Raw genomic sequence first — 14,306 nt, forward strand, 5'->3', positions numbered from 1 at the left:
TGAACCATTGACTGAAGCTCAGGCTCAAGAACTCGGCCCCACCGGTCGACCCCTGCGCGTATACCCCGACCCGGCTCCGCTGAGCAGCCACGGTCCCGCCCGCATTATCTCTATGGTGAATCAGAAGGGCGGCGTGGGTAAGACCACCTCCACCATTAACCTGGGCGCGGCACTGGCAGAATGCGGCCGTAAGGTGCTGCTGGTCGACTTCGACCCGCAGGGTGCTCTCTCCGCAGGTTTCGGTGCGAACCCGCACGAACTGGACCTGACCGTCTACAACGTCATGATGGACCGCAAGGTCGACATCAAGGACGTCATCCTGCCCACCGGCGTGGAGAACATTGACCTGCTGCCCGCCAACATTGACCTCTCCGCAGCTGAAGTTCAGCTGGTCAACGAAGTGGCTCGCGAGCAGGTTCTCGCCTCGGCACTGCGCAAGGTCCGTGACGAATACGACGTCATCCTCATCGACTGCCAGCCCTCCCTGGGCCTGCTGACCGTCAACGCACTGACCGCCTCCGAAGGCGTCATTATTCCGCTGATTTGTGAGTTCTTCGCACTACGCGCCGTCGCACTGCTGGTCGACTCCATCGAGAAGGTTCAGGATCGACTGAACCCCGACCTCGAAATCTCCGGCGTACTTGCCACCATGTTCGATGCGCGTACCATCCACTCCAAGGAAGTTCTGGCACGCATCGTGGACGCATTCGGCGACAAGGTTTTCGACACTGTCATCAAGCGCACCGTAAAGTTCCCGGACGCATCGGTGTCCGCTGAGCCGATTCTCAGCTACGCCTCCAGCCACCCCGGTGCGGAAGCATACCGCCAGGTGGCACGCGAACTGATCTACAAGGGCGGCGCACGCTAAAGCCCCCACACCTATACGCCCTCTGCTGAGGTGACTCTCACCCTTGAGTCACACCGGCAGAGGGCGTATAATTGTGTGGATTCTAAAGACCCCCGCACACTGCTTACGCCGAAAAGTAGGCGAAGTAAAAGCCGCATCTGAGACGGTACCAACACAGCCGGGGAGAATAAACCTAAGGAGAATAGGTCGTTTATGACCACGAACGTCGCTGCCGTGAGGGTACCGACACCGAACGCAGACACCGCCGCAAACGCCCGGACTGAGGGCCGCGGCCTGCAGAACCCGGGTTTCACCCTCACCCTCAGTAATTTTGAGGGTCCCTTTGACCTTCTACTGACCCTGATTTCGCGCCGCAAACTCGACATTACCGAGGTGGCGCTCGCAGAGGTTACCGACGAGTTCCTCGCATACCTGCACGCCCTCTACGCTGAAGGCACCGAACGCGCACTCGACGAAGCCAGTGAATTTCTGGTCACCGCCGCAACCCTGCTGGAACTCAAAACCGCACGCCTGCTCCCGCAGCATCGTGAACCCCTCGAAGAGGACGTTGCACTGCTGGAGGCGCGCGATCTGCTCTTCGCCCGTCTGTTGCAATACCGTGCCTACCGCGAAGTCGCCGATATTTTTGCTGAACGCTGGGCGCAAGAATCACAGCGTTTTCCCCGTGCGGTAGCCCTCGAAGAACGATTCGCCCAGGCGCTACCCGAGCTGGTTTTCACCGGAGGCGCCGAAGAGTTCGCCCGCATCGCCGCAACAGCGCTGAGTCGAACCCCCAAAGAGCCCGAACCGGAACCCGAAGAAATCGTTGAAGAACTCAACGAGCACCTGCACGTTCCGCTAACCACCATCGCGGCTGAAGAACACTACATTCTGCACAGCCTGCTCGATACCGCGGCGCGGGAGCTGAGCTTCGCCGAACTGGTTCAAGGATCCGGCGAACTAGAAATCGCGGTGGTTCGTTTTCTCGCCCTGCTCGAGCTCTACAAAGAAGGCGCCCTGCACGTGGAACAGGACACACCGCTCGGAGCCATTCGGGTACGTGCGAGCGCGAGCGCTGCACAGTTCGTGATTCGCGAAGCAACAGACACTCAGGATGCGCATGAAATCGGTGAAGCGTCTGAATCACCCGAAGTGAACGAATCTGAAGCTAACACGGAACCGGTAGAGGAGGATTATGAGTATTCACGGCTCACGCTTTGACCGTGAATTCACCCCTGATGACCTTGCCATCGTGAACATGGGCTACTGGGATCCGAACGCGGATGAGGATTCGGAACAGGCTGACTCGGCGCCGGTAGAGGTAGCAGAGACGGTAGAGACTGAGAGCTCAAAGCCTGCTGAGGCGGACGCTGAGCCTGCTGATTACGAGGTAGCAGCAGCCCCTCTGGGCACTGAGGTTGCCGAAAAAGCTGAGGACGCTGAAACGGTAGAGGACTCCGATAATTCCGAAATCCCTGAGGAATCGCAGGAAACTGCGCCCCGCGAGTCGAAGAAACCGGAAGCGAAATCGGTAGCGAAATCGGCAAAGATTCCGGCGGGAGGCCCCTCCACCGCACCCAGTGTGGCGGTCGATGCCGAAGCCGAATTTTCCAAGGTCGAGGCAATCCCCGGTGGCGTCAAAAGCGCCATCGAGGCAATCCTCGCCGTTGCCGAAGCGCCCGTGAGCGTGCGTGAACTCTCCGCCGCTCTCATCGTCAGCGAACGCGCTGTTGAGCACGCGCTCGACCAGTTGTACCGCGAGTACAACGGCGAAGAAAGCGGCTACGGAGAAGACGAAAACCGGGTGGCGCCCGAACCGCGCGGATTCCAGCTGCGGAACATCGCAGGAGGCTGGAAGCTCTACGCCCGCGACGACTTCGCCCCCTGGGTGGCACGCTTCGTGACCCGCTCCAAGAGCGCGACGCTGAGCAAGCCCGCCTACGAGACGCTCGCCGTGATTGCCTACCAGCAGCCGGTGACCAGGGCGAGGGTAGCCTCCATTCGAGGCGTAAACGCGGACGCGGCAATCCGTCAGCTACTGCAACGGCAGCTGATTCGTGAGGCTGGTCGTGAATCCGGAAGCGGCGCGACCCTCTACGAAACCACGGAGCTGCTACTGGTGAAGCTCGGGTTGAACTCCCTGGAGGAGCTGCCGGCGCTTGCGCCCTTCCTGCCCGACGACACGGAGGCGGCGGTCCTCGCCGAAGGTAACGACTAGCCCGCCAGCTACAGCCGTTTCGGCAATAACGAAACGTCCAACGGTTCTGCTGAAAACCTGCGGCAGAACTACCCGGATAAGCGCCCTTGGCGCTGACATAAACACCGCATATTCGGTGCCGGGCACAAAGACTAACAAGAACTACAACGACAGAAAAGAGAAGAACACCATGGCATATGGAAACTCCTCCCGCGGCGGCCGCTCTGCATCCGGTCGCCCCCAGAACTCCCGCGGTGGCCGTCCCGGCGCTGCTCGTCCCGGTCAGGGCGGTAAGCCCGGCGCTAAGGGCGCATCCGCACGCGGCGGTCGTCCCGGCGCACCGAAGAGTGGCGCAGGCAAGGGCGGCGCAAAGGGCTTCGGCGAGAAGAAATTCGGTGACAAGAAGTTTGGCGAGAAGAAGTTCGGCGCAGGCCGCGCAGGTTCCGGCCGAGGCCGCGGCACCGAACTGCCCAAGCGCGAACGCCGCGCACCGGGCCGCCCCTACCGCTCCGGCGAAGCCTTCGCCCACGAGCGCGGCGAATACCGCGTCAGCAACTACGCTGGTCCGCACCGCCCCCGCCGCCCCCGCAACGCCCCGGTAGACCACTACGAGTTCTACGACCACGACGGCGTGCGCCTGCAGAAGCTGCTGGCTCAGGCCGGTGTGGCATCCCGCCGCGTCTGCGAAGAAATGATTACCGAAGGCCGCGTCACCGTCAACGGTGAAGTCGTGACCGAGCTGGGTGTGCGCGTGGACTCCTCCAAGGTGACCGTGCAGGTGGACGGCATGACCGTTCAGACCAACGACAAGCTCGTCTACATGGCATTCAACAAGCCCGCCGGCGTGGTCTCCACCATGGAAGACCCCGAAGGTCGCCCCTGCATCTCCGACTTCCTGCGTTCCTCCATGAGCGAGCGCGTGTTCCACGTGGGCCGCCTGGACGTCGAAACTGAGGGTCTGCTGCTGCTGACCAACGACGGTGAACTGGCGAACCGCCTCACCCACCCCTCCTACGAGGTGCCCAAGACCTACCTGGTGCAGGTTCCCGGCCCGATGGAGCCCGGCGTCGGCGCAGCCATGAAGAAGGGCATTCGCCTGGAAGACGGTGTGACCCGCGTGGACGAGTTCAAGCTGGTGGACTCCACCCCCGGCCACGTGCTCGTTGAAGTGACCATCCACTCCGGTAAGAACCGTATCGTGCGCCGCCTCTTCGACGCCGTCGGCTACCCGGTCGAGCGCTTGGTCCGCGTTGAAATGGGCCCGATCCGTATCGGTTCGCAGAAGCAGGGTACCGTCCGTAACCTCTCCAAGGTCGAGATCGGTCACCTGCTCGCTTCGGTGGACATGTAATAACGCTAAGGAGTTGTCATGAGCTCGCCCGCTGAGCTTTCCGCATCTGAGCTGCCCATCGACTCAACACTGACCGGACCGGTGCTCATTATCGGCTCGGGTCTGCTGGGTGCCTCCATTGGTTTGGGGTTGCGTGCGGCAGGATGCGAGGACGTGTACGTCCAAGATATTTCACCCACCGCCGAGGCTGTGGCGCAGGATATTGGTGCAGGTACAAGCTTCTCCACCCTGTCGGAGCAGGAGCGCGCCGCCTTCGCCCCGCAGCTGGTGGTGGTGGCGGCGCCTCCGGATAGTGCCGGTGCCGTGTGCGCTCGCGCGTTGAACACCTATGCGCCTCGACCGGAGGCGGGCTACCCCGGCGCCGTGGTGACGGATGTTGCCTCGGTGAAGGTGCAGCCGCTGGCTGATGTGCTTGCTTCGGGTGCGGATGCGTCCCGTTACGTGGGTTCGCATCCGATGGCTGGGCGTGAGAAGTCGGGCCCGGTGGCTGCTCGCGGTGAGCTGTTCCAGGCGCGTCCGTGGATTATCTGCGAGCACGATTCGGTTCGCCCCGAGTGCGTGCGTCTGGTGCGTTCTGTGGCGGTGGAGCTGGGGGCGATTGTGACTTCTCTGAGCGTTGAGGAGCATGATCAGACGGTTGCCCTGATCTCTCATGTGCCGCAGGCGATGAGTTCGCTGTTGGCTTCGCGTCTGCAGGACACTCCGTTGTATGCGCTGTCCCTGGCGGGTCAGGGTTTGCGCGATACGGTGCGTATCGCAGCTTCGGACCCGACGCTGTGGGTGCAGATTTTTGCGGCGAACGCTGACCCGATTGTGCAGACCCTCTACGGGGTGCGTGATGACCTGAACCGCCTCATTGCGACGCTGGAGAACCCGACGGCATCCGGTGCTCGCCTGGATTTGGCGCAGCTGATGAGCGAAGGCAACGCGGGCGTGAGCCGTATTCCGGGTAAGCACGGTACTGCCCCCGCCGCGTTCGCAAAGATGACGGTGCTGGTGGACGACACCCCCGGCACGCTGGCTCGTTTGCTTGCCGAGATTGGTGAGCTGGGCGCTAACCTTGAGGATTTGCGTCTGGAGCACTCGACGGGCGCCCCGGTGGGTATGGCTGAAATCTCGGTCAATCCGTCTATTCATGAGGCGCTGGTCCGCGATTTGTCGGCTCGCGGTTGGCGTGTTGTGAAGTAGAGTTAAAGCTGTATTTTCCGGCATAAAGTTTGAGACGAATTTGAAGGAGTGCTGATGCACGAGAACCCTAAACTGACGATTGCTATTGACGGTCCCTCCGGTTCCGGTAAGTCGTCTGTGTCGAAGGAAGTTGCACGCCACTTTGGCCTGGCGTACCTGGACACCGGTGCAATGTACCGTGCCGCAACCTACCGTGTGCTGGAACTTGGCATTGACCTGAACGACGCTGAGGCGATCGCGAAGGCTGTCGAGGAGATGCCCCTGGTGTTCGGTACGAACATTAAGGAAGAAGAGATTCTGATGGGCTCGACCGATATCCGTGAGGAGATTCGTAGCGAGCGCATTTCTTCGGCCGTTTCTGCTGTGGCTTCGGTTCCGGCGGTTCGTGAGCACCTGATTGGCCTGCAGCGCTGGATGATTAACCACGCTATTAACGGCATGGTCGCTGAGGGTCGCGACATCACTACCGTGGTTGCTCCCGACGCTGATGCGCGCATCCTGCTGACTGCTTCTGAAGAGGTGCGCATGGCGCGCCGCGGCCTGGAGAACTCCGAGAAGTCCGGCGCTTCGGGTGACTTGAGCAAGCAGATCGCTGAGCGTGATGCGAAGGATTCGAAGGTCAATAACTTTATGGAAGCTGCCGAGGGTGTGACCCTGGTGGACAGCTCGGATCTTGATTTTAATGCGACGGTCTCTGCAGTGATTAACGCTGTGAATGACCAGTTGAAGGCGAAGCGCGCGGGCTAGGCCCCGCCGAAACGCTGGGGGAGTGGTGCATCCGCTCCCGATAAGACGTTGAGCCGCGCTCGCGTGCTGACCCTCGGGTTGGGCGTGGGGCGGGTAGAGAAAGGAATGCGCATGGCTGAGGACGCTATCCGCGACGATTACGAAGATAAGTACCTGGGCGGTGGCGAGGACGACGTTATCGAGCGCCTCGCTGAGATTGATGATGAGACCGCTGATCAGCGTGCTCAGGCTCTTCTTGAGGGTCTTGAGGACTACGACCTGGATGAAGAGGACCGCGCCCTGCTGGGTGCTTGGGGCTTCGACATTGAGGATGAGGAAGAGCAGCTCGCTGATCCGGTAGTGGCGATTGTTGGCCGCCCGAACGTGGGTAAGTCGACCATCATTAACCGTATTCTGGGCCGCCGTGAAGCGGTGGTTGAGGATAAGCCGGGTGTGACTCGTGACCGCGTGTCCTATAAGGCTGAGTGGCTGGGTAAGAGCTTCACCCTGGTTGATACCGGTGGTTGGGAGTCTGACGCTCGCGGTATTGATGCTCAGGTTGCTGAGCAGGCTGAGATTGCTGTGGAGCAGGCCGATGTTGTGGTCCTGGTGGTGGATGCCCGCGTGGGTGTGACCGCTTCGGACGAGCAGATCGTGCGTATGCTACGCCGCGTGAAGAAGCCGATCATTCTGATTGCTAACAAGATTGACGACGCTCACCTGGAGCCGGAGATTTATAACCTCTGGTCGCTGGGTATGGGTCAGCCGTTCCCGGTGTCGGGTCTGCACGGCCGTGGTCTGGCGGATGCCCTGGATGAGATTCTTGAGGTCATGCCGGAGCACTCGCAGTTCGCTCAGCCGGAGGCGCTGGGCGGCCCGCGTCGTGTGGCTCTGGTGGGTCGCCCGAACGTGGGTAAGTCGTCGCTGCTGAATAAGCTGGCTGGTTCTGAGCGTGCCGTGGTGAATGACCTGGCTGGTACGACTCGTGACCCGATTGACGAGATTATTGAGCTGGGCGGCTACCCCTGGCGTTTTGTGGATACCGCGGGTATTCGCCGTCGCCAGCACATGGCTAAGGGTGCGGAGTTCTACTCTTCGCTGCGTACTCAGACTGCTCTGGAGCGTTCTGAGGTTGCCGTGGTGCTGCTGGATGTTTCCGAGCCGATCTCTGAGCAGGATGTGCGTATCGTGCAGACTGTGATTGATTCGGGTCGTGCGATGGTCCTGGCATTCAATAAGTGGGATACCCTCGATGAGGATCGCCGCGACATGCTTGAGCGCGAGATTGAGCGCGACCTGGCGCACGTGCAGTGGGCTCCTCGCGTGAACATTTCGGCGAAGACCGGCTGGCACAAGGACAAGCTGGTGCCCGCCCTGGAGCACTCGCTGGAGTCGTGGGATTCGCGTATTCCGACCGGTCGCCTGAACGCGTTCCTGGGCGAGATTGTTGCCGCGCATCCGCACCCGCTGCGTGGTGGTAAGCAGCCGCGTATTCTCTTCGGTACTCAGGTGTCTTCGCGTCCGCCGAAGTTCGTGCTGTTTACTACCGGTTTCTTGGATCCGGGTTACCGTCGCTTCATTATGCGTCGTCTGCGTGAGACTTTTGATTTCACGGGTACTCCGATTGAGATTTCGATGCGTGTGCGTGAGCGCCGCTCCCTGGGTGAGCGTCAGAGCGCGAAGGCTAAGAAGGGTAAGGGCGGCCGCCGCTAGTAGCGGGGTGTCTGCTTGATGCCGTGTTGCTGGGCTGGGCCCCCACGCGCTGGATCCTGTGCAGAAAATCTGCAAAAAAAGATTTTTAAGATTTTTTCTAAAAATGGGGATTCTGGCTTGCGCGGGGGTTGAAAGCCCGGTATAGTTATTCGAGTGTTCAGGGGAAACCTTGAAAACAATATCGTGAATAACGAATCGGGTTGTGGCGCAGCTTGGTAGCGCACTTGACTGGGGGTCAAGGGGTCGCAGGTTCAAATCCTGTCAACCCGACAGATAAAGCTCCGGAAGGTTTTCCTTCCGGAGCTTTTTTGTGCGTTCTGAGGGGTTTGTTGCGTTTTACGACGCGGATGGAATAGCGCTGTGGTGCGCGTGCTGGCGGGGATGCGAAGGTGCAGGGCGCCTTTTCCCTTGAAATAGCGGGGGAGAGCGGCGTTTGGACGTTCGAACAGCGGCACCTTTAGGTTAGTGTGCAATTATGAGCTTCAATCTAAATGTTGGAATATGCCCGATTTTGTGGGTGACGGGTGGTACATTGGTAAACAAGGAACCGCGTTTTAGGAACCAGAAACTCCAACTTCGATACTGATTTTTCCTTGACAAATCAAGGATTAATTAGGTTTCTGTGACTAAAACACGACTTCATACACACTGAATTTCATAGCCGCAAAACCAACACGAACCCAAGTGAAGGCATATATCCCCAGAGGATAGCGCCCATAACGCATAAAACAGCTAGGTGCACGCACCTGCAACACACGGCACACACGCCGCCACAAGCGTCGCTGGGAAGGTTTTACGGCACAACTCGATCCCGCCCCCGTGGGCGTGGAAAGGAACGCAATAAACCATGTGGCAGCAAGTCTACGACCCGCTGAACTCGAGCGCGCTCTCCGCACTTGTAGCAGCAGTCCCGATTATTTTCTTCCTTCTGGGCCTCACCGTCCTGAAGCTCAGCGGTATTAAATCTGCCGTTATCTCCCTCGTTCTAGCTCTCCTCATCGGTTGCGCTATCTTCGGTATGCCCGTCACCGCAGGTGCAGGCTCCATCCTCTACGGTTTCCTCTCGGGCCTGTGGCCCATCGGCTGGATCGTTCTCATGGCAGTGTGGCTCTACCGCATTTCCGTGCGTTCCGGCGGCTTCGAAATCGTTCGTTCCTCCATCTCCTCCATCTCTACCGACCAGCGCATCCAGATGCTGCTGATTGCATTCTGCTTCGGCGGCTTCCTTGAAGGTGCTGCAGGCTTCGGTATCCCGATTGCTATCTGTGCTGCACTGCTCGTGTCCCTGGGCTTCAACCCGCTCAAGGCCGCAATGTTCGCACTGATTGCTAACGTGAGCTCCGGCGCATACGGCGCTATCGGCATCCCCGTGACCACCGCTGCAATCCGCGGTGGCGTGGACTTGCACGCACTGTCCATCGAAATGGTCCTGGTTATCCAGATCATGGCAGCGCTCATCCCCGTACTGCTCGTTGCTATTCAGGATGGCATCCGCGGTATCCGCGAAGTCGGTCTGGTAGCTCTCATGGTCGGCGTTATCTACTCCGGTGGCCAGTCCGTTCTGCTCGCAACCCTGGGTAACCCCGAGCTCGTTGACATCATCCCGCCGCTGCTGGCACTGGTCGCTCTGGCACTGGTCATGCAGAAGTGGCAGCCCAAGCACATCTTCCGCGAGCCCACCGCTCCCTCCCTGGAAGAAGTTCAGGCTCAGCAGAGCGTCAAGCACACCGGTAGTGAAATCCTCAAGGCATGGAGCCCCTTCGTCTACCTGTCCGTCGTGATTCTGCTCTGGTCCACCGCTCTGAAGCCCCTCTTCGCTGCTAAGGGCGCGCTCGGCTTCACCAACATCTCCTTCCCCCTGCCCTGGCTGCACCAGAGCATCTCGCAGGCGGCACCGATTGTTGCAACCCCCAAGCCTATCGACGTGACCTACACCTGGAACATTGTGGGCGCATCCGGTACCGCAATTCTGGTGGCTACCATCATCACCATCCTGACCTCCAAGATTAGCTGGGGTGAGGCTATCGAGGAGCTCGGCGCAACCTGGAAGCAGCTGCAGACCCCGATCCTCATGATCTGCCTGGTCATGTCCGTTGCTAACGTCATGAACTACGCGGGTATGATTACCTCCATCGCACTGGCTGTTGCCGCTGTGGGTGCTATCTTCCCGCTGCTGTCCCCGATCATCGGTTGGATTGGCGTGTTCGTGACCGGCTCCGTGGTGAACAACAACATCCTCTTCGCTGGCCTGCAGGCTACCACCGCACAGCAGATTGGCGTCAGCCAGACCCTGCTGGTTGCATCTAACACCGCCGGTGGTGTGATGGCGAAGATTGTTTCCCCGCAGTCCATCGCAATTGCAGCGGCTGCTGTGAACAGCTCCGGCGAGGAATCCAAGATTACCTCCATGGCGATCAAGTACAGTGCAGCACTGCTGGCTATCACCTGTGTTTGGGTTTACGTCCTGTCCCTGGTCGGCCTGTAAACAGTGTGAGTACCTGATGCGTGTAACCTACCTTCTCTGAAAGGTGAGGTACCCGCGACACGGTTTAGCAAAAGCCCCCTTCTACTTCGGTAGGAGGGGGTTTTCGCATTTCTGTGTTTTGTGCGCTGGGGAGGAGATTCGCGGCTAAGGAGCGCAATTATGCACATAAGTTTCATTTGTGCACACTTAAGGTCGCCCTATCCTGAAGTCTCGGAGAAGACCTGTTAGCTTAGACAGATAAAGTCAAGAGCACCTAGTGAGAGGGAAAGGGTCCCGCTCACCGCCGCCGCGCCCCGGTATATGGCCCCGGTATATTGCCTCGGCATATCGCCACGTCATACAACCAAACGCCCGGCAGCTAAAGACCATCACGCTTCACCGATGGACCCCTCCACGACGCAAGGACCGGGGCCATCGGTTTTTATGCGGCCTAACGCTTCCATACAGCGCAGGCGCCGTACCGGAAGAAGCGACCGCTAATACACACAGACCGAAAGGACCACCCGCCCTATGTGGCAGCAAACCTACGACCCGCTGAACTCACCGGTGCTCTCCGCACTGGTCGCAGCAGTACCCATCATCCTCTTCCTGTTGGGCCTGACCGTCCTGAAACTCAGCGGCCTCAAGTCAGCACTGCTGACCCTCGGCACCACCCTCATCATCGGCTGCGCCGTCTTCGGCCTGCCCATCACCGCAGGTGCCGGCTCCATCCTCTCCGGCTTCCTCTCGGGCATGTGGCCCATCGGCTGGATTGTGCTGATGGCTGTGTGGCTTTACCGCATCGCCGTGCGCGCCGGTAACTTCGATATCGTGCGCTCCTCCGTCTCCTCCATCTCAAACGACCAGCGCATCCAGGTGCTGCTGATTGCCTTCTGCTTCGGCGGCTTCATCGAAGGCGCGGCAGGCTTCGGCATCCCGATCGCTATATCCGCGGCACTGCTGGTATCTCTGGGTTTCAACCCCCTCAAGGCATCCATGCTGGCGCTGGTAGCCAACGCCGCGTCCGGCGCATACGGTGCTATCGGTATCCCCGTGACCACCGCAGCTAAGGTCGGCGGCCTGGACACCGCACACCTGTCCGCAGGCATGGTACCGGTACTGCAGATCTTCGTCGCCTTCGTGCCGCTGCTGATGGTCGCAATCCAGGACGGTATGCGCGGCATCCGCGAAGTCGGTCTCGTAGCGCTCATGACCGGCGTGATCTTCTCCGGCGGTCAGGCAGCTATCCTGATACTGCTCGGCTCGCCCGAACTGGTCGACATCATCCCGCCGCTGCTGTCCCTGGTAGCGCTGGCACTCGTCATGCGTTCCTGGCAGCCCAAGCACATTTACCGTGAACCTACCGCTCCCAGCCTCGAAGAAGTTCAGGCGCAGCAGGGCGTCAAGCACACCGGCGCTGAGATTGTTAAGGCGTGGAGCCCCTTCATCTTCCTCTCCGCAACCATCCTGCTCTGGTCCACCGCGCTCAAGCCCGTGTTCGCAACCACCGGTCCGCTTGGTGCCGCAACCCTGGCGTTCCCCATCCCCGGCATTCACGAAGCCATCACCACCGGTGCCGGCAAGACCGTGACCGCGATGTTCTCCTGGAACATCCTTGGTGCTTCCGGTACCGCAATTCTGGTGGCTGCAATCATCACCGTTCTGACCTCGAAGATCAGCTGGGGCGAAGCCTTCGAAGAACTCGGCGGCACCTGGAACCAGCTGAAGATGCCGATCCTCATGATCTGCCTGGTCATGTCTGTCGCAAACGTGATGAACCACGCCGGTATGACCACCTCCATCGCTCTGGCGCTCGCAGCAGCCGGCCCGGTCTTCCCGCTACTGTCCCCGATCATCGGTTGGATTGGTGTGTTCGTGACCGGCTCCGTGACGAACGCTAACGTGCTCTTCGCGGGTCTGCAGTCCACCACCGCAGCCCAGATTGCTGTTGACCCGACCCTGCTCGTGGCCGCAAACACCGCCGGTGGCGTGATGGGTAAGATCGTCTCCCCGCAGTCCATCGCAATCGCGGCGGCGGCAGTAAACAGCGCCGGTGAGGAATCGAAGATTACCTCCATGTCCATCAAGTACAGCGCTATTCTGCTGGGCCTGGTCTGCGTCTGGTCCTTCGCTCTGTCGCTCATGATGGGCTAAAGGCCGATACCGGATTCGGCGTCACCCCGCATAAGAAACCCCTCGAGGAGAACCCTGCACTTTCTCTGCAGAAGACGAATCGAGGGGTTTCACGCATATTCAGGGAAGTTTCAACAGACCGGGAAGAGGCGTAGAATTACTTCTTGTGCTTGCTCCCGCATGATTCTGCACATCACCACAGATTGTGCTCCAGAAGAAAGACCGGGCAGGTGCCTCATAGAACACCTACTACTCAAGGAGAAACAATGCAGGCGCTCGCAACGATTACTACTGTCTTTGCCTTCGTAGCAATTGCTATTCATGTCTACATCTGGATTATTGAATCCTTCCTCTGGACTAAGCCCAAGGGCCGCGAAACCTTCGGAATGACCGAAGAATTCGCCGAGTCTACCAAAGAGATGGCGGCAAACCAGGGCCTGTACAACCTGATGCTCGCCTGGATCGCCGCAACCGGTCTGCTGGCTTTCTGGTTCGGCTCCCCGCAGGTGGGCGTGGCGCTCATGTTCGCAGGCCTGGGCTCCATGGCGATTGCCGGTGTCTACCTGTTCCTCACCTCCCCGGATAAGCGCAAGCCGGCACTGATTCAGCTGACCCCGCCGCTGCTGGCGCTGATTTTCCTCTTCGTGATGATCTAACCCTGTGGCGATCTAATTCAGAGCGGAACCTCTCAACGTATAGAAGCCGCGTGCTTACTTCTACGAAGTGGCGCGCGGCTTTTCTGCGCCCTTGCACGCAAGCACGCCAAGCGTGGGGAGCTTAGGGCGAGGGGGCTTAGGTAAAGAGCCCCGAACAGCCTCGCCGATGCGAGTCCACCAGGTGCGCGTTGACCATACCGACCGCGCACATAAGCGCATAGGCGGTCACCGGACCCAAGAACACACCTCCTAGAGCTTTAAAAGATTTGGCAAGAAGCGCGGACTCGGGTGTATCGGTAGGAATATCCTCCAGGGTATGCGGCGCGATAGTCTCGTGCGGCGCGAAGGACCACAGCCACGCCGGTAGCCCGCCCGGTACACGCGTGCCGTCGGATAGGGTGCGCTCGCGCATCCGTTCCAGATCCTCGAAGCTCAGGGTGCGAACCCGACGGCGGCGAGTGTCTGCCGCCTCGCTGCTATCCTCTTTGGCCGGGGTAGAAGAGGGCGCGATAAGGGGAAGATGAATATCCTCCGCGGAGGCGTCACGCGGCGTGGCGGCAAGCTCACGCATCCGAAGGGTCAGCCGTGCGTTGGAGATGACCGCGCGAATCTTCCGCTCGTTACGGATAATGTCTTCGTTCTGGAGGAGTCTCGCAACATCCTGGTCGGTGAACGCAGCCACGCGTTCGGGATCGAAGCCTTCAAAAGCGTGACGAAATGCCTCGCGGCGGGCAAGAATCGTTCGCCAAGAGAGTCCCACCTGAAAAGCCTCGAGGCTCAGGGCTTCGAAGAGTCCCCGCTCATCGGTGACGGGCATGCCCCATTCGGTGTCGTAGTAGTCGCGCAGAAGCTCATCGGTCACCCACGTGGGGTAGTTCGGGGTGTTTTCGAGGGGCTTGGCGGGAATGTTAGGTTGCGAGGTCACGGTTTCTCCTCTCTGAGATTGCTGAGCCGATCCGAGTGTTTCGGAATCATGTTCTACTTAAACAGTAGCCCTAGCGTGAGTAAATCGCAAGTATATTCGATTATAT

General features: G+C 59.7%; 11 protein-coding genes and 1 tRNA gene. 11 read left to right on the forward strand and 1 reads right to left on the reverse strand.

Annotation, left to right across the window (positions count from 1 at the left end):
* Positions 1-7 precede the first annotated feature (7 nt).
* From HMPREF2765_RS05225 to HMPREF2765_RS05275, 11 genes are all read left to right on the forward strand, one after another.
* A complete protein-coding gene (locus HMPREF2765_RS05225; protein WP_005506637.1) occupies positions 8-868 on the forward strand; it encodes a ParA family protein in 861 nt (286 codons plus the stop codon).
* Between the two features lie 192 nt (positions 869-1,060).
* Positions 1,061-2,068, forward strand: a complete 1,008-nt coding sequence (locus tag HMPREF2765_RS05230; RefSeq protein WP_070592936.1) for a segregation and condensation protein A — start codon at positions 1,061-1,063, stop codon at positions 2,066-2,068.
* Positions 2,043-3,065 (forward strand): SMC-Scp complex subunit ScpB, encoded by a 1,023-nt coding sequence (gene scpB, locus HMPREF2765_RS05235; RefSeq protein WP_070592934.1) that lies wholly within the window; start codon positions 2,043-2,045, stop codon positions 3,063-3,065. Before HMPREF2765_RS05230 ends, scpB begins: the two co-directional genes overlap by 26 nt.
* A gap of 169 nt (positions 3,066-3,234) precedes the next feature.
* Positions 3,235-4,395 carry a pseudouridine synthase gene (locus tag HMPREF2765_RS05240; protein ID WP_070604556.1) on the forward strand — a complete coding sequence of 387 codons (1,161 nt, stop codon included), beginning with the start codon at positions 3,235-3,237 and terminating at the stop codon, positions 4,393-4,395.
* 18 nt (positions 4,396-4,413) lie between these two features.
* Positions 4,414-5,583, forward strand: a complete 1,170-nt coding sequence (locus HMPREF2765_RS05245; protein ID WP_005507700.1) for a prephenate dehydrogenase — start codon at positions 4,414-4,416, stop codon at positions 5,581-5,583.
* Between the two features lie 54 nt (positions 5,584-5,637).
* Positions 5,638-6,330 carry a (d)CMP kinase gene (gene cmk / locus HMPREF2765_RS05250; RefSeq protein ID WP_049358673.1) on the forward strand — a complete coding sequence of 231 codons (693 nt, stop codon included), beginning with the start codon at positions 5,638-5,640 and terminating at the stop codon, positions 6,328-6,330.
* Positions 6,331-6,441: 111 nt separating this feature from the next.
* Positions 6,442-8,022 (forward strand): ribosome biogenesis GTPase Der, encoded by a 1,581-nt coding sequence (gene der, locus HMPREF2765_RS05255; protein ID WP_070592932.1) that lies wholly within the window; start codon positions 6,442-6,444, stop codon positions 8,020-8,022.
* Positions 8,023-8,218: 196 nt separating this feature from the next.
* A tRNA-Pro gene (locus HMPREF2765_RS05260) sits at positions 8,219-8,292 on the forward strand.
* A gap of 577 nt (positions 8,293-8,869) precedes the next feature.
* Positions 8,870-10,507, forward strand: coding sequence for an L-lactate permease (locus HMPREF2765_RS05265; RefSeq protein ID WP_070604558.1), 1,638 nt, complete (start codon positions 8,870-8,872; stop codon positions 10,505-10,507).
* A 510-nt stretch (positions 10,508-11,017) separates the two neighbouring features.
* On the forward strand, positions 11,018-12,640 hold the full coding sequence (locus HMPREF2765_RS05270) for an L-lactate permease (RefSeq protein WP_070604560.1): 1,623 nt from the start codon (positions 11,018-11,020) through the stop codon (positions 12,638-12,640).
* Positions 12,641-12,885: 245 nt separating this feature from the next.
* Positions 12,886-13,275 (forward strand): DUF1304 domain-containing protein, encoded by a 390-nt coding sequence (locus HMPREF2765_RS05275; protein WP_049340790.1) that lies wholly within the window; start codon positions 12,886-12,888, stop codon positions 13,273-13,275.
* A 136-nt stretch (positions 13,276-13,411) separates the two neighbouring features.
* Here HMPREF2765_RS05275 and HMPREF2765_RS05280 read toward each other — a convergent pair whose 3' ends face one another.
* On the reverse strand, positions 13,412-14,200 hold the full coding sequence (locus tag HMPREF2765_RS05280) for a DNA-3-methyladenine glycosylase I (protein ID WP_049340787.1): 789 nt from the start codon (positions 14,198-14,200) through the stop codon (positions 13,412-13,414).
* Positions 14,201-14,306 lie beyond the last annotated feature (106 nt).

The sequence above is a fragment of the Rothia sp. HMSC062H08 genome (assembly GCF_001810775.1).
GTDB lineage: Bacteria > Actinomycetota > Actinomycetes > Actinomycetales > Micrococcaceae > Rothia.